The sequence below is a fragment of the Allobosea sp. GW823-FHT02B03 genome (assembly GCF_058797755.1).
Window position 1 is genome coordinate 53,695 of record NZ_JBXAJY010000006.1, and the last position, 15,309, is coordinate 69,003.

Consider the following 15,309-nt stretch of genomic DNA (forward strand, 5'->3'; position numbering starts at 1 on the left):
GGGGTCCGGCGGGATGCCTGACCGGAACCCCGATGAGCATCGACGCGTTTAGCACGCGAAGTGCGCCGGGGGGCGCCGCTGCGCGCTGGACCGTCAGAATGCTCAACCTGTCCGCCTGGAGGCCCTTTCCGCGCTATATGGCGGAGCCGGAAGCCGAGGAACCTCCGTCCGGCGGCGAGCTCTCGCCGCAGGAGCATGACCTCGTCCTGCGCTATGCCATCGTCGGCATCTTCGTCATCCTCGCCACCGCCGCGCTGTATCTCACCCGCGTGATCGCGCTGCCGGTGACCGCCGGAGTAATCTTCGGCCTGGTGCTCGGCCCGCCTGTCGATGCCATGGTCCGGCGCGGCCTGCCGCAGCATCTCGCCGCCGGGATCGTCGTGCTGCTCGGCGTGCTCCTCCTGCTGCTGCTGGTCGCGACGCTGACGGTACCGATCGCCGCCTGGAGCGACCAGTTCCCGAAGATGATCCATGCGCTGAAGCTCAAGCTCGTCGGTGTCTTCGCCTTCATGGAGGAATTCAAGCAGATCGCCGGGGACATCGCCGGCGGCGACGGCACCAAGGTCAGCGTGTCCGACGGCAACCCGCTGGTCTCGATCGCGATCTCCTCGACCACGGCGGCAGGCGGCCTGCTGATCTTCGTCGCCACGGTCTATTTCTGGCTGGCGACGCGCCGCCATCTCAAGGCCCGCTTCCTGCGGCTCTGCTTCGGCCGCGATGCGCGCCGCTCGGCCGGCAGCTTCTTCAGCGAGATCGAGGCGCGCGCGGCCCGCTATTTCGGCCTGGTGACGCTGATCAATCTCGGCATGGGGCTGATCAGCCTGCTGATCGCCTGGTTCGCCGGCCTGCCCTACCCGCTGTTCTGGGGGGCGCTCGCCTTCTTCCTGAACTACCTCGCCTTCATCGGGCCGATCATGGTCACGGTCGCCTTCTTCGCTGCAGGGTTGCTCTCGCCCTCCTCGCTCCTGGTCGCGGCCTGGCCGGCGGCGTCCTACTTCATCGTCCACCTGATCGAGGGCAATCTCGTCACGCCCATCGTCGTCGGCCGCCGGTTGACGATCTCGCCTTTCCTCGTCTTCATCTCCTTCATCTTCTGGCTCTGGCTCTGGGGGCCGATCGGGGCCGTGCTCTCGACGCCGATCCTGCTCGTCGCGCTCGTGGCGCGCGAGGAATTCGTGCGCTACCGTCACAGCCTCCGCGAGGCCGCGCAGGAAGAGCCGTCGAACGAAACGGCAGTGCGGCCGGCAGGAACCGCAGCGGCGCTCGCGCGTTGAAAATTCGAGTTGCGCCGTGAGAATGGCGCCGCAACTAATATCCGTCACCGAAGGAGCTGTTTGATGGCCGCCACCACCACTTCCGCCAAGCGTCAGGCCACCGCCTCGGTGAGGCGCGCCAAGGACGAGATCGCCGAAAGCTCCGAGGAGATCGCCGGCCGGGCCAAGGCGACCGGACGCCGGCTGCGCGACGAGGCCAACGAGATCGAGGACAGCCTGGCGCGTGGCGCCGAGGATCTGGCAGCGACCGTCAGCAGCAAGCTCAAATCCGTCGGGGTCGATACCGACAAGATGACGGAGGTCGCCCGTGAGCAGGCCAGCGACCTGCAGGAGCTGATCATCCGCGAGATCCAGGAGCGGCCGCTGCGCGCGCTCGGCCTGGCGGCTGCGGTCGGACTGTTCGTCGGCTTCCTTTCGGCACGCTGAGCCCATGCTTGGGGGGTTGACGGCTCTGCTCACGAGCGAGGTCGGCAGCGCGGTACGCCGCAATGCGACCGTCTACGGACTTTACCTGGTCGGGCTGCTGCTGATTGTCTGCGCCATCGGCTACGGCCTGGACGCGCTCCATACCTGGCTGGCGATCGAGTATGGAAGGATCGCGGCCAGCCTCTGGATCGCCGGCGGACTTCTGGCGGCTGCGCTGGTCGCCTTCGGCGTCGGGGCCTACGTCAAAAGCCGCCGCCGCCCGAGCCGGCGTCTCGAAGCGGCGATGGCGGCTGCTCCCGTCGCGGCAACCCTCGTCGGCAGCGGCAAGATCGGCTGGAAAGCTGGCATCGTCGGCGGCGTCGTCCTGCTCGGCCTCCTGCTCGGCCGGCAACTGGCGCAGGGCCGGGAGGGCGAAGAGGAAAAATAGCCCGAGAGCCGCGAGTTCCTTGCCCGTGCGCAGCCGACCGGCATGCACAAACGGCCGCCACGCATGGACGCGACCTGTCTTTTTACATAGGGCTATGACACGCTTGCATCTATTCAAGGCTCGATGAACGCCCAGGTGCCTACCCGTCCACACTGGCTGACGCCGGATTGGCCCGCCCTCGCGGCGAAACTGCGCAGGGTCTCTTCGGCTGCGATCGCGATCGGCGTCGTCGCCATCGCGGTGGTGATCGCGGCCTGGATCAACTTCCAGGCGATCGAAGCCTCCCGGCTGGTCTCGAAATCGATCGACGTACGCGAGCGCAGCGAGAACTTCCTTGGCAATCTGCTCGATGCCGAGACCGGCCAGCGCGGCTTCCTGCTGACCGGGGACGAAGCCTATCTCGCGCCCTATAACGAATCGCGCTTCAACGTCCTGCCGGAACTCGACGTGCTCGAGCGGATGGTCTCCGACAATCCGGGCCAGGTCACGCGGATCCGCCAGGCACGGGACCTCGCGCAGCGCAAGCTCGCCGAAATGAACAGCACCGTCGCGCTGGTGCGCGAGGGCAAGCGCGAGGAAGCGCTGACGGCGCTGCGGCAGGGCGACGGCAATCGCCTGATGCAGGAGTTGCGCGACACGGCCGGCGCGATCCAGGCCGAAGAGAACCGCCTGCTGCGCGAGCGCAGCCGCCGCGAGACGCGCCGACGCATCTTCGCCAGCATCGGCATCCTCGTCGCCCTTGCCGGACTGAGCTTCGTCGCCTGGCTGCAGTTCCGCAGCCGCGGCCGGCGCAACATCTTCCTGTCCAGCTCCAATCTCGAACTGGAGCAGCGGGTCGCCGAACGCACCCAGCAGCTCGAGAACGAGCGCCTGCGCATCGAGGCGCTGCTGCGCGACGTCAATCACCGGGTGGGCAACAACCTCGCCATGGTCTCTGCGTTGCTCAGCGTCCAGAGCCGCCAGGCGCGCGAGCCACTGGTCAAGCAGGCGCTCGCGCAGGCGCAGTCGCGCATCCAGGCGATCGCCGCGGGGCAGCGACGCCTGCGCCTCGATATCGAGGCCGACGAGATCGACGCCCGCCCCTATATGGAGGACCTACTGGCCGAGATCGGCAAGCAGGCGGAAGGCCGGCCGATCACCATCGAGCTCGCCATGGAACCGATCCGCCTGCCCGGGCGCGATGCGGTCTCCTTCGTCGTGATCATCAACGAGCTGGTCACCAACGCCATCAAGCACGCCTTCCCGGACGGAATCGCCGGCAAGATCACGATCCGGCTGAGCAACAGCGGCGAGGAGGAGGGCAACCTTGTCCTGGCGGTGGAGGATGACGGCGTCGGCATGGCGGCCGAGGATGCGACTGCCGGCCTCGGCAAGTCGGTAATCAAGAGCCTGCTGCGCAGCATGCGGGCGACGATGGAATCTGGCCCGCTTACGGCCGGCGCCGCTCGCCCGGGCACACGGATCGCGCTGACATTTCCGAAGCGGGTGGAAGCGGGCGACGAGACGCCCGAATAGGCAGACGCAAAGGCGCGCCTAGCGCCTCAGGCGACCTTCAGGGCGTTGCAGACGAAGCGGACGATCTCGCCGGTCGAAAACGGCTTGCGAACGAAGCGGACGTCGCGCAGTTCGGCGGGCACGTCGCTCGGAGCCGAGCCTGAGACGAAGACCAGCGGCGTTCCCTTGGCGCGCAGGCTGGCGGCGATGCCGAAGGTCTTGCCCCCGACGACGTCGATATCGAGGAGCGCGCAGGAAACCGGCTTGTTGGCGGCGATCTTGGCCTGCGAGAGCGATTCGACGACCACGAGTTCCGCACGGTCACCGAGCTGCTCGCTGACGGCCGTCTCGAGATCCATCGCTATGAAGGGATCGTCCTCGACGATGAGGATCCGGATATCAGACATGATCTCCAGGTTACCTTCTAACTTCACGCCGCAGCTCCCATGCAGTTTCTGCCTGTGAGCTGGAAGAACGCCCCCTCGGACGATCTTGTTCCGATTTGAGTCGTTTTCCGAGCAGAAACGCATCGAATTAGACTTAAATTGCGCGCGCAAGGTTAGCAAAAGGTAAGCAGTCTCTGCGCCGTTCAGCGTTTGCGCGGCGCCCGCGTCAGGTTGAGCTCGAACTCGGTGACCCCCAGCGCGACATTGGTACCGCGCTGCATCGGCAGAGCCCGCGGTTCGAGCCGCACATCATTGTCGATGCTGCCGACCAGGGCGGGACCGCCATTGGCCGGACGCGCATAGCGCCCGTTGAGCACACCGAGCGGTGCCCGCGCATAGGGGCCGTAGACGTGCCAGGCGATCAGGCTGCGGCCGACGGTTTTGGGGTCGAGCGCAAAGCCGCGAATGACCCCCGCATAGGTCTGGAGCGGACCACGGCGCGGGCGGAAACGACATTCCAGCGGGCGCTGCGTCGCGACGGCCTGCGCCAAGCCTGTCCCGATCGAGCAGGTCAGCCGCCCTGCCGGAGCGCGGCTCTGCGCCATCGCCGGGGCCGCCGCGAACGAAAGCCCGGCCATGGCGGCGAGCACGACGGCGGCTTCGATCAATTGTCCCATTCGCGCTCTCTCCATGCCTCGAAACTTCGCCAGAACGCCCCAATCGCTCCACAGTTCCCGCTTAATCCGGAACCTCAATCCGGTGCTTGCGTTGATGGGAACTAAGCAGTGGAAGCGCAAATGCCAAACCATAACAAGACCGACAGGGCACCGATCTTTCCGATACCGCATCTGCCGCGCGATCTTCCGCCATTCTGGGAGCTCGAACAACTTCTGAGCGCCGGATGCGACCTCGACAGCGCGCTCGAGGAACTCGGTCGCCGCCGCGAAGCGCTGAGCAGCGGGCGGCCCATGCCACAGATGGTCGTGCAGGTCGAACCTGCGGGCCTGCCACCGGGCATCTTCACGATCGCGTCATAGCCGCGCCCTACTGGCAGAAGCGGGATGAATTCGTCCGGCGCTGCTGAATGTCGACATGCAGGTGATTAGCATGCGCGGCGTCCGAGCCCGGACCCAGCGCCGTCATGAAGGCGCCGCAGGCGGATTGCCTGACCGCGTCGAGGAAGCGGGTCTGGACAAGGCCCTCCGGCTTTTCAACCGAAATCTCCAACCTGCCCTGACGTTCCTCTCCGAGCTGGAAAGCGAAGATGTCGAGGGCCCGGCCGGTGGCATGCTCGCTCATCGGCGTCTGTGTCTGGCGGTTGCGCCGCCGGCATTCGTGACCGCCCCCGACACGCAGACTGGCCAGTTCCTTGTCCAGTGCTCCGCGCGCCAGCGGCACCAGGGCCGAATCGAACCAGACGGACAATGCGCGCGCCATGTCGCAGCTCAGCGTTGGAGGCGGCACGAGCTTGATCGATCCCGCCCCATCCGGCCGGCGCACGGCGAGCGCCTCGACGATCACGGGCTCGACGACCCGGCACCCTTCCGCGGCAAGCGAGACAGAGGGAGGCGCGGCGCGCAGCCGGTTGCCGGAAACGCCCGAGAGGGCCGTGAGACAGGAGCCGGCTTCGGCCGATGGTAGTGGAGCCCCCGCCGGCGCCGATGAAGGTGGCGGCGAAATTGAAGCCTGCGGCGAGGGCTTTGGCACGACAGGCGCGGCTTCCGGCGCCGGGAGCTTCGCCGGGCGACGCGGCGGCAAGGTAGCCGGGGCGGGGCGCGCCTGAGCGCCCTCGCGGGCTATGGCAATGGTGTTTCCGGGGAAAAACAGAGGCGTGGCGGCGATCAGCGTCAGGGCGACGCCGGTCCGCCGCACGAGCTGGGCCCTCACGCGCCGAGCACCGCGTAGAACAGCGATGCCAGCGAAACCACAGCGATCAGCGCGGCGAGCAGGGCCATGACCATGCCGGTTCTCCTTCGCGTCGTCCGGACCTGGATAACGCGAAGCGGAGCCGGCTTGTTCCCGGCTCCGGCGTCGGGCGCCCTCAAGCCGCCTTGCGGCCCGCGCGGCGATCGAAGAACAGCGCCTGGCTGATCGCCGCCTTCACCGCCTCGGGCTGGAAGGGCTTGGTGATCAGGAAGGCGGGCTCCGGCCGGTCGCCGGTGAGGAGGCGCTCCGGATAGGCGGTGATGAAGATCACCGGCACGTCGATCGAGCCGAGGATCTCGTTGACCGCGTCCAGTCCGGAACTGCCATCGGCGAGCTGGATATCGGCCAGGACGAGGCCCGGCCGCTTCTTGCCGACGAGCGCGATCGCCTCGCGATGGGTGCGGGCGACGCCGGTGACGCGATGGCCGAGCTCCTCGACCATGGTCTCGATGTCGAGGGCGATGATCGGTTCGTCCTCGATGATCAGGACATCGGTCGCGACCTGTTCGGCGATCTCCTGGCCGGCGGACTGGACGAGGCCGGCCGCCTCTGCCGTCGAAATCATCATGATTTCACCCACTTCCTCGATCGGGAAGCCTTCCACGGTCCGCAGCAGGAAAGCCTGGCGCGGGCGCGGCGTCAGCGCATCGAGGTTGCGCTCGACGGCGGAACGCTCTGCGTCCTGCGGCGTCGCCTTGTCGTTGAGGCCGACGGAGGACCAGAGCTGCAGGAAGATTCGGTAGAGCCCGAGCTTGGGCGCGACATCGCGCGGGAACGAGCCGGGATCTTCGACGAGCGCTTCGAGCGTCGCCACGACATAGGCGTCACCGCTCGCCTGCGTCCCGCTGAGGGCGCGGGCGAAGCGGCGCAGATAAGGCAGGTGCGGTGCGATTTCCTTGGCGATGGACATGGTTCGACCCCCGTAAAAAGTTGCCGGAACAGAGCACCCAAGTCACTGTTCTGACAAGCAAATTATTTTTCGTAAGATTTGGAACCTTTTCAATTCCGGATCGTTATTGGGCCGGATAAGTGTCTTATCGGGGGCTGCCGCGCGTGGACCGAGGCGTCACGGGCGGAGCGTGTGGGCGCGGCCGGCGGCGCGCCATAGGAGTAAGGAAGCGATGCACAACATGAACTCCGATTTGCCGGAGAGAGACGAGGTCGACGCCGAATTCGACGCCCTGCTCGATCCCAAGGTGCAGGAATCGATCGGCCGCTCGCTGAAGGCCCATTACGACGACCTCATCAACGCGCCGATCCCCGACAAATTCCTGGTGCTGCTGGCCCAGCTCGAAGCAACGGAACGCCGCCTGCCGACCGAGGGCGAGTCCGATGAGCGCCGATGATTTCAAGGACGGCCTGATCGCCGAAATCCCGAATCTGCGCGCCTTCGCCGCGTCGCTCTCCGGTTCGATGCAGCTGGCCGACGACCTTGTGCAGGACACGCTGCTCAAGGCCTGGGGCAATGCCGAGAAGTTCCAGCCGGGCACCAGCCTGCGCGCCTGGCTCTTCACGATCCTGCGCAACACCTACTACTCGCTCTACCGCAAGCGCGGCCGCGAGGTGCAGGACAGCGACGGCACCTATGCCGACCGGCTCGCGACGCATGGCAATCAGGAAAGCCATCTCGATCTCGCCGACTTCCGCAAGGCACTCGCAAAATTGCCGGAGGAACAGCGCGAAGTCCTGATCATGGTCGGAGCGACAGGCCTCTCCTATGAGGAGACGGCGGAGATCTGCGGTGTCGCCATCGGCACGATCAAGAGCCGGGTGAATCGGGCTCGCTCCAGGCTCGCCGAGCTTCTCTCGATCGGCGGCGTCGACGATCTCGGCCCGGATCACCGGATCACTGCGGCAGTGCAGCGAGCGGGGCCGGAAATCGTCAGCGGGTGAGATGGCTCTCTCGCTGTTCAGGACGGTCCGGAGCCGCCTGCTGGCGCTGATGGTCGCGATCGCCCTGCCGATCGCCGCACTGACGGCGGCGGCAGCGGTTTCGACCTATCGCACCGTGCTGGATGCGATCCACACCTCGCAGGCGCGTGCGGCGGACGACTACGCCGTGCGCGCGCGCATCTGGTATCGCGGCGCCCTGCGTGCGCTGTTGGCGACACATGCGACCCTGACGGCGCTCTCGCCCGACCAGACCCAGGAATGCCCGCCGCTCGACGGCGTGCTGCGCAGCACCACCGGCTATCTCGCCCTGCATTTCACCGCGCCCGGGCGCACGCCCTGCTCGGTCTCGCTCGATCCGGAAATCGGCCAGGCCGAACTCGCGGGGATTGCCGCGCAGATGCTGACGCGGCCGGCCGTACCGATCTGGGGCGGCGTCGAACTCGCCGAAGCGCGCTACGATGAGGTCGAAATTCGTGGCAAGCGCTTCCTCGCCATCCACACGCGCCCCTCGCCGGGCAAGCCGGACGAGACGGCCCTGCTGCTGGCCAGCCCCGATCTCCTCAACAGCGTCTTCGACCTCGGCACCGCCGATCCCGGCCTGATCGCCGGCATGGTCAGCCGCGGCAGCGGCGTGGTGATCCAGCGCGGCGGCAACCGGGGCGATGACAGCTGGCTGCCGCGCGACGAGTTCGTTCCCGAGCAGATCCAGCGCTGGCGTGGGACGAGCCGCGCTGGCGAATCGCGTTCCTATGCCGCCCGCCTCATCGCGGCGCCCGATCTCTATGTCATCGCCAGCTTCGACCAGCGCGCGGAGCAGGCCGCGACCACGCAGTTTTACGCGCTGCTGCTGGCGCCCCTGCTGACGCTCGGGCTGCTTTGCATCGTCTATCTCAAGGCCGTCGACCAGCATTGCGTGCGCTGGCTGCGCGGCATCGAGTCGGCGGCGCGCGCGCGTCGTTCGAACTCCGGCGCCCGCGCCGTGGTCTCGAATGATATGCCCGGGGACATTCGCAGCGTCGCCGAGGCGTTCAACACCATGGTCGACGAGCAGGAGGTCCGCCAGGGCAAGCTCCAGGCGGCGCTCGACGACAACCGCTTCCTCGTCCGCGAGCTGCACCACCGCGTCAAGAACAGCCTGCAGGTGGTGCAGAGCTATATCGGCCTGACCAAGCGCGACCATCAGGGCGAGGCGCGGATCGCCCTCTCCGACGCGGAATGCCGCGTCCATGTGCTCTCCGCCGCCTACCGCTTCACGCTCGCCGATGGCGAGATGCAGCCGGTGCGCATCGACCTGTTTCTCGACGATGTCGTGGCGATGATCACGAGCCTGGTGCGCAGCCGCTCGCAATGGGTCAGCGGCAAGGTCGACACCCTCGCCGCACTGCCGATCGACCGTATCATTCCGCTCGGCTTCCTGATCGTCGACGTGGTCTCGCGCACTCTCCGCGCCGTGCCGGGGATCGGCATTACCATCGCGGTCAGCGATTTCGACGAGCATACGATCGAGGTCGCGATCAGCGCCGACCGGGAAACGCCGCCGATCGCGCCGCCGCGGCTCTTCGCGGGCTTGCTCACCCAGGTCGAGGCGGTTGAGGTCAGCCCGGCCAAGGGCACGAGCCTCGGCGTCTGGCGCATTCGCCACAGCAGCTGACGAGAAGGCGCAGCGCCGCGGTCAAACCGCGGCCGGCTCCGGCGCGCTGGCAGGGGTGATCGTAACCCCGACCGCCAGGCCGAGGAACGAACCGGCGGGACCGACATAGCTTCCGGCCACCGGCGAGGCATCCTCGGGCACCCGCGCGACGGCGACGCGCAGCAATTGCCGGTCGGCGACGAGATCATTGGTCGGGTCGAACTCGATCCAGCCATCGCCGGGAATGAAGACATCGGCCCAGGCATGGGTCAGCCCCACCAGCGAGGTCAGCGTCTCGGCCGCCGGCGAACGATCATGGATGTAGCCGGTGACGAAGCGCGCGGCGAAGCCGAGACGGCGGGCGAGCTCGATGAACAGCCAGGCATAGTCGCGGCATGAGCCAGCCTGCGCCGCCAGCGTGTCGAGCGGGTGCTGCGTGCCTTCGTCGAAACGCACGGCATAGCTCAGGCTGCTGTTGATCGCGTGCGCCAGCTCGCGCAGCAGATGCCCTCCCCCGATCCCGGCCCGGAAGGTCTCGAGCCAGGCGTCGAGCCCCCCCTCCGGATCGGCGGCGGCAAGATCGAGATAGGGTTGCAGCACGGCGCGTTCGGCCGGGCTGTAACTGATCGCCCCGCTCTCGACATCCGGCCCGAGCGCGGCGGTCGGGAGTGCCGATCCGAAGCGCTGGATGACGAGTTCGCTGACGATGTCGAGCGTCTCGGCCTCGCCGGTGAAGCTCGCCATGGCGACCGGGTTGCCATAGGCGTCGTGCATCCAGCGCAGGCTCGCCGCGGGCGAGATCGTGATCACGGCGTCGATGACGCGCAGGTCAAAGGAATCACGCGGGCGCAGCATCAGCCGGTGCGGACCGAAGGATACCGGGCAGGCATAGCGATAGGTCGTCGCGTGGCGGATGCGAAGATACATGCCTGTCCCCCGGGCAGGACGCTCCCGGCCGCCACGATAGCGGCCCCGAAGCTACCTGCACGCCGCCACGGAAAAAGCCGCCTTGCGGCGGCTTCATGCTTCGGCGCTCGCTGCTACTACGCGGCAGCGAGGCTGTGGTTCCCTCAGCCCGCTCAGCGCAGGATGGTGCCGCCCGACAGGCGGGCTTCCTGCTGCGAGGTCGGAACCACGCGATGGGCGAGGTCACGGCGGGTCTCGGCCGGGTTCACGGCGGCGAGCTGCATGTCGGAAGGAATGCCGCGCTGGATCTTGGCCTCGGCAACCGCCTGCGAGCTCTCGCCGACACCGTTCTGAAGGGCGGCGCCGGTGGTCAGCGCGGTCACGACCAGCGCCATGGCGCCGAAGAAGGTGGCTGCGCGCTTGAGGGGGGCAAGGCTGGCGGTCGTCATCTTCGCTCTCCCGATTCGCATGGACCGCTCGCGGCGGCTTCGGCTTGTCAACCAGTTCGGGAGGGTTTTGTTCCGTGCAGGGGCGAAATCGCCGCGAACTAAACTTTTTCTTCGGCAGCCGGATCATTGGCCGCCGCGCGCCCCCGGAACAGCCGCCAGAGCGATTTGCCGAGGCGTCTCGAAGTCAGATGCGCGCCGGCCTGGCGCTTCTCCAGGGTGATCTTGCGGTCGTGGAAGTCCTCCAGACCCGGCCGGTGGCCGACGCTGATCACGGTGGCTGCGGCAAGATCCTCCTCGAGCAGGCCGAGCAGGGAATTCTGGCTGTCCTCGTCGAGCGCCGAGGTCGCCTCGTCCATGATGATGATATCGGGCTTCTGGATCAGCAGGCGCGCGAAGGCGACGCGCTGGCGCTCGCCGCCGGACAGCGTCTGGTCCCAGCGCTCCTCCTCATCGAGCCGCTTGGCGAGATAGGAGAGACCGCAGCGCTGGAGCGCGGCCACGACGACATCGTCGGAGACCCTGCTCTCGGCCTCGGGATAGAGCAGCACGTCCCGCAAGGTCCCCATCGGCATGTAGGGCTTCTGCGGCACGAAGGCGAGGCGCTTGCCTTGCGGCAGTTCGATCGAGCCCGAGCCCCAGGGCCAGAGGCCGGCGAGCGCCCGGATCAGGGTGCTCTTGCCGGTGCCGCTCTCGCCGGTGATCAGCACCTTCTCGCCGAGTTCGATCACCACCGAGGCATCGGCGATGACGATGCGGCCATTGCTGTGGGCGAGCGAGAGGTTCTCGATATGGATGGCGCCGTCGCCGCTCTCGCCCAGCGCGATCTGGGTCTCACCCTCCATGATCGTGCCGATGTCGAGCGCCTCGAGCGTTTCGGCCAATTCGTCGACGCGGGTGACCGAGGCGAACCATTCGGCGAGGCGCACGAAATTGTCGACGAACCAGATCAGCGCCGCCTGCACTGCGCTGAAGGCCGCGACCACCTGCATCACCGCGCCCAGGGTGATCTCCCCGGACAGGAATTTCGGCGCGACCAGCAGCAGCGGCACGATCGGGAAGAGCGCGCCATTGGTGTTGAGCACGATGGCGATGACGCCCTGCTGGCGGATGACCTTGAGCCAGGCTGCGACGACACGGCCATAGTTCTCGCCGACCGAGTCGCGCTCGTCGGCATCGCCCTTGATCAGGGCGATGCTCTCGGCATTCTCGCGCAGGCGCGTCATCTCTGCCCGGAACTGCGCCTCCGCCTCGTTCTTGGCGGCGATGCGCGGCACCAAGGGCCGGCCGGCGAAATAGGCGGCGAGCGAGGCGATGATCGCATAGAGCACGGCGGCGAGCGCCATGTAGCTGGGAATGACGATTTCCGAGCCGCCGAAGGTGAAGCGCGCCGAGCCGGCGACGTGCCAGAGGATCGCGGCGAAGGTCGCAGCCGTCACCGCCGCGCTGATCAGCCCGATGGCGAACTCGACCAGGGGCTCGATGGCGAGCCTGACATCATCGGCGATGCGGTACTCGGGAGCCGACTGCTCGCGCGCGACGAATTGCAGCCGGTAATAGCGCTGATCGGCGATCCACCAGCCGGCGATGTGGCGCGTCAGCCATTCACGCCAGCGCACCTGCAGCAGCATGCGGCTGATCACCAGACAGGAGAGCGCCAGCGCCGAGCCGGCGACGAGCAACGGCAGCCAGCCGACCACCGACCAGACGGCCGCGACGTCCCGCTTCTCCAGCGCATCGAAGAACAGGCGGTTCCAGGCATTGACGCCGACAGCCGCCGCAAGTTGCGCAGCGACGCAGAACAGCACGAGGAGGGTCAGAAGCCAGGCCCGCAGCCGGCTCTCGCCGGTCCAGAACCGCAATGCCACGCGAAAGAACTGCCGCATGCGCGAGCGCCGCGGCACGGTGGAGGTGTCATTCATGCGGCCGGGCTCCAGATCGCCGCCGTCAGACCCCTATGACGTTGCTAAGAGAGGGCTTTCGCGGCAGAGAGGAAAACGCGAAGCCGAAGCGAGAGTTCCGGTCGCAAGCCGACGATATTGCGATGCACAAGCGCGATCGGCCGCTCCGGCAAGATCGCATGGGATCGCAGACTGGAAGGCAGGGAAGCGAACCGCATGGTCATGGTCTCGACGACCAATCGAAACCGGACGGGCGTGCCCTGCCTCGCCTGCCCCTTGCGCCTCAAGCCGGCCTTCAAGGACAAGCCGGACGACGAGATCCGCTTCATCCAGTCGATGAAAGTCGACCATCGTCAGTTGCCAGCAGGCGCCGACATCATCCATCCCGGCCAGGAGGATGCAGAGCTCTACACGCTCTTCTCCGGCTGGGCCTTCCGCTACAAATCACTGCCGGACGGGCGCCGCCAGATCCTCAACTTCCTGCTTCCGGGCGATCTCGTCGGCCTGCAGGCCTCGCTGCTCAGCGCTGCGCAGCACGGCATCGAGTCGCTGACCGAGGTCGAGCTCTGCGTCTTCCCGCGCCGGCGCACCTATGAGCTGTTCGCCCGCATGCCCGCGCTCGCCTATGAGCTCGCCTGGCTCGGCTCGCGCGAGGAATCGTTGATCGACGAGAACCTGACCTCGGTCGGGCAGCGCAATGCCCAGGAGCGAATCGCCGCGCTGCTGATCTCGCTCTATCGCCGGGCCGACGCCCTCGGCCTCGTCAGCGAGGACAGCTTCGCCTTTCCGCTGACCCAGCAGCATCTCGCCGATGCGCTCGGCCTGTCGCTGGTCCACACCAGCAAGACCTGGTCGCGGCTGCGCCGGGCCGGGTTGTTCGCGCTTTCAGGCGGCCGCCTCAAGCTGCTGAACCCGCGCCTGACCGAGCGCATGGCGCTGCTTTTCGAAGGCGAGCGCCGGCCCCGGCCGCTGATCTGAGCGGCGGCGCGTCAAGAAATCTCTGGATTCGAGGGCTCTTGACCCCATATGACAGCGGCGTAACGTCACCGCATTGTCGCACTGTCCCGCTGCAGCGGGTCGCGACGCGCCGCTCAGAGGTCCTATGGTCCACCCCGCTCCCGGCTCGCGGCCGCGCAACGCTTCCCTTGCCACGCGGCTCGGCCAGTCCTCGGTCGCAGCCCGGCTCGAGGATGAGGTGCGCCTGACTGCCGCCGAGCTGGCTGACAGCGTCGCCCAGGCCAGGCTGCGCGTGGTAGCGGCCCGCTACAAGGTCGAGGACGAGGTCCGCAACACCGCCGGCAAGCTGAAGACCCGCGTCCGCAAGGCCGCCGACGAGGCGCGCGCCAAGTTCGGCGACGATGCCCGCTTCCTGAAATCCTGGATCGATTCGCCTGGGCGCACCGGCGCGGTCGCGCCGTCCAGCCCCTTCCTCGCCAAGCGCATGGCCTCCTATGTCGATCCGCTGGTCGAGGGCCCGGTGGTCGAGATCGGCCCCGGAACCGGGCCGGTCACCGAGGCGCTGATCGCCCGCGGCATCGACGAGTCCCGCCTGGTGCTGGTCGAGTTCGCTCCCGAGTTCTGCGAACTGCTGCGTCAGCGCTTCCCGCGCGCCACCATCGTCGAGGGCGATGCATACGCTCTGTCGAAGACGCTGGAAGGCCATCTCGGCGAGAAGGCGAGCGCGGTCGTCTCGAGTCTGCCGCTGTTCAACCGGCCGCCGGCCGAGCGCTCGGCCCTGGTCAACGACGCTTTCGACAATGTGCTCCAGCCCGGCGCGCCCTTCATCCAGTTCACCTATGCGATGGTCTCGCCGATCACCCGCAAGGGCTCGGGGCTGAAGTCGCAGGTCTCCGACTGGGTGCTGCGCAACATCCCGCCAGCGCGCGTCTGGGTCTATCGCCGCGCCAAGCCCTGAGGCTTCGCGAGCCCTGTGTCTTCCTTCCATCGCATGGCGAGGGCAAGCTGACGGCAGCCGTGCCGTCCTGCGCGCCTGCCCTTTCGCCTCTGCCGGAGCCCGTCATGCCAAAAATCCTCGTCTTCGCCGGCTCCTGGCGGCCGGGCTCGATGAACACGCGGCTCGCGACCCTGGTGGCCAAGAAGCTCGCGGCGGCCGGCGCCGAGGTGACGCAGATCTCGCTCGGCGACTATCCGCTGCCGCTGATCGACGCCCGCGCCTTCGACAACGACCCGCCCGCGGAGGCGAAGGCGCTCGCCGCGCTGGTCGAGGCGCATGACGGGCTCTTCATCATCAGCCCGGAATACAATGCCGGCTACCCCCCGGCGCTGAAGAACGCGCTCGACTGGATCAGCATCGCCCGTTCGGGCGGGCCGGGCCTGCGCGGCAAGGTCGTAGCGCTGGGCGGAGCCTCCGCCGGCTCGCTCGGCACCTATCGCTGCCTGACGCAGCTGCGCACCGTGCTCGAGCTCGGCTTCGGCGCGTTGCTCGTGCCGGAAATGCTCGCCGTCGCCGGCGCCGACAAGGCCTATGGCGAGGATGGCGAGCTCAGCGACCGGCGCACCGCCGGCTTCCTCGACAAGGTCGTCGCGCGGCTGATCAAGGTCGCCGCGATGCATCCCTGACCCGCGAGGCGGGACGAAGA

Annotated in this window: 19 protein-coding genes; 11 read left to right on the plus strand and 8 right to left on the minus strand. The window is 67.5% G+C overall.

From position 1 onward, the window contains the following. Positions 1-98 precede the first annotated feature (98 nt). The 4 genes from AC1REK_RS20425 to AC1REK_RS20440 all read left to right on the plus strand — a co-directional run bounded on the left by AC1REK_RS20425 (position 99) and on the right by AC1REK_RS20440 (position 3,642). The gene (locus AC1REK_RS20425) at positions 99-1,274 is read left to right on the plus strand and encodes an AI-2E family transporter (protein WP_492270544.1); all 1,176 of its coding nucleotides are present in this window, start codon (positions 99-101) and stop codon (positions 1,272-1,274) included. Between the two features lie 63 nt (positions 1,275-1,337). Further along, positions 1,338-1,700 (plus strand): glycine zipper domain-containing protein, encoded by a 363-nt coding sequence (locus AC1REK_RS20430; protein WP_316020083.1) that lies wholly within the window; start codon positions 1,338-1,340, stop codon positions 1,698-1,700. A gap of 16 nt (positions 1,701-1,716) precedes the next feature. After that, positions 1,717-2,127 (plus strand): hypothetical protein, encoded by a 411-nt coding sequence (locus AC1REK_RS20435; protein ID WP_492270545.1) that lies wholly within the window; start codon positions 1,717-1,719, stop codon positions 2,125-2,127. Positions 2,128-2,262: 135 nt separating this feature from the next. Next, entirely contained in the window at positions 2,263-3,642 is a 1,380-nt protein-coding gene (locus AC1REK_RS20440) for a sensor histidine kinase (protein ID WP_492270546.1), read from the plus strand. Positions 3,643-3,668: 26 nt separating this feature from the next. Here AC1REK_RS20440 and AC1REK_RS20445 read toward each other — a convergent pair whose 3' ends face one another. Then, complete coding sequence (locus AC1REK_RS20445; protein WP_492270547.1) at positions 3,669-4,028, minus strand: response regulator; 360 nt, start codon at positions 4,026-4,028, stop codon at positions 3,669-3,671. 182 nt (positions 4,029-4,210) lie between these two features. Next, positions 4,211-4,684 (minus strand): DUF992 domain-containing protein, encoded by a 474-nt coding sequence (locus tag AC1REK_RS20450; protein WP_492270548.1) that lies wholly within the window; start codon positions 4,682-4,684, stop codon positions 4,211-4,213. Between the two features lie 120 nt (positions 4,685-4,804). Between AC1REK_RS20450 and AC1REK_RS20455 the strand changes: the two genes are divergently transcribed. Continuing rightward, positions 4,805-5,044, plus strand: coding sequence for a hypothetical protein (locus AC1REK_RS20455; RefSeq protein WP_316020078.1), 240 nt, complete (start codon positions 4,805-4,807; stop codon positions 5,042-5,044). A 7-nt stretch (positions 5,045-5,051) separates the two neighbouring features. Here AC1REK_RS20455 and AC1REK_RS20460 read toward each other — a convergent pair whose 3' ends face one another. From AC1REK_RS20460 to AC1REK_RS20470, 3 genes are read right to left on the minus strand one after another with little or no spacing between them, the layout of a single operon-like run. Then, positions 5,052-5,894, minus strand: coding sequence for an extensin-like domain-containing protein (locus AC1REK_RS20460; RefSeq protein ID WP_492270549.1), 843 nt, complete (start codon positions 5,892-5,894; stop codon positions 5,052-5,054). After that, positions 5,891-6,052, minus strand: coding sequence for a hypothetical protein (locus tag AC1REK_RS20465; protein ID WP_157089772.1), 162 nt, complete (start codon positions 6,050-6,052; stop codon positions 5,891-5,893). Before AC1REK_RS20465 ends, AC1REK_RS20460 begins: the two co-directional genes overlap by 4 nt. Further along, positions 6,049-6,843, minus strand: coding sequence for a response regulator (locus AC1REK_RS20470; protein WP_316020077.1), 795 nt, complete (start codon positions 6,841-6,843; stop codon positions 6,049-6,051). Before AC1REK_RS20470 ends, AC1REK_RS20465 begins: the two co-directional genes overlap by 4 nt. Before the next feature lie 220 nt (positions 6,844-7,063). Between AC1REK_RS20470 and AC1REK_RS20475 the strand changes: the two genes are divergently transcribed. The 3 genes from AC1REK_RS20475 to AC1REK_RS20485 are packed head-to-tail and all read left to right on the plus strand — an operon-like array spanning position 7,064 to position 9,477. Next, positions 7,064-7,279, plus strand: a complete 216-nt coding sequence (locus AC1REK_RS20475) for a NepR family anti-sigma factor (protein WP_316020076.1) — start codon at positions 7,064-7,066, stop codon at positions 7,277-7,279. Further along, complete coding sequence (locus AC1REK_RS20480; RefSeq protein WP_316020075.1) at positions 7,266-7,826, plus strand: sigma-70 family RNA polymerase sigma factor; 561 nt, start codon at positions 7,266-7,268, stop codon at positions 7,824-7,826. The genes AC1REK_RS20475 and AC1REK_RS20480 overlap by 14 nt, the downstream gene beginning before the upstream one ends. Position 7,827: 1 nt before the next feature. After that, entirely contained in the window at positions 7,828-9,477 is a 1,650-nt protein-coding gene (locus AC1REK_RS20485) for a histidine kinase dimerization/phosphoacceptor domain -containing protein (RefSeq protein WP_492270550.1), read from the plus strand. 21 nt (positions 9,478-9,498) lie between these two features. On the opposite strand, the gene AC1REK_RS20490 is transcribed toward AC1REK_RS20485, so the two are convergent. The 3 genes from AC1REK_RS20490 to AC1REK_RS20500 all read right to left on the minus strand — a co-directional run bounded on the left by AC1REK_RS20490 (position 9,499) and on the right by AC1REK_RS20500 (position 12,730). Next, positions 9,499-10,383, minus strand: a complete 885-nt coding sequence (locus AC1REK_RS20490) for a transglutaminase family protein (RefSeq protein WP_492270551.1) — start codon at positions 10,381-10,383, stop codon at positions 9,499-9,501. Positions 10,384-10,535: 152 nt separating this feature from the next. Next, complete coding sequence (locus tag AC1REK_RS20495; protein WP_327524428.1) at positions 10,536-10,811, minus strand: hypothetical protein; 276 nt, start codon at positions 10,809-10,811, stop codon at positions 10,536-10,538. A 98-nt stretch (positions 10,812-10,909) separates the two neighbouring features. Then, the gene (locus AC1REK_RS20500; RefSeq protein ID WP_316020071.1) at positions 10,910-12,730 is read right to left on the minus strand and encodes an ABC transporter ATP-binding protein/permease; all 1,821 of its coding nucleotides are present in this window, start codon (positions 12,728-12,730) and stop codon (positions 10,910-10,912) included. 195 nt (positions 12,731-12,925) lie between these two features. Here AC1REK_RS20500 and AC1REK_RS20505 point away from each other — a divergent pair, with 195 nt between their 5' ends. From AC1REK_RS20505 to AC1REK_RS20515, 3 genes are all read left to right on the plus strand, one after another. Continuing rightward, positions 12,926-13,687 carry a Crp/Fnr family transcriptional regulator gene (locus tag AC1REK_RS20505; RefSeq protein WP_492270552.1) on the plus strand — a complete coding sequence of 254 codons (762 nt, stop codon included), beginning with the start codon at positions 12,926-12,928 and terminating at the stop codon, positions 13,685-13,687. Positions 13,688-13,811: 124 nt separating this feature from the next. Beyond that, entirely contained in the window at positions 13,812-14,624 is an 813-nt protein-coding gene (locus AC1REK_RS20510) for a class I SAM-dependent methyltransferase (protein ID WP_492270553.1), read from the plus strand. Between the two features lie 104 nt (positions 14,625-14,728). Beyond that, positions 14,729-15,289 carry an NADPH-dependent FMN reductase gene (locus AC1REK_RS20515; protein ID WP_492270554.1) on the plus strand — a complete coding sequence of 187 codons (561 nt, stop codon included), beginning with the start codon at positions 14,729-14,731 and terminating at the stop codon, positions 15,287-15,289. Positions 15,290-15,309 lie beyond the last annotated feature (20 nt).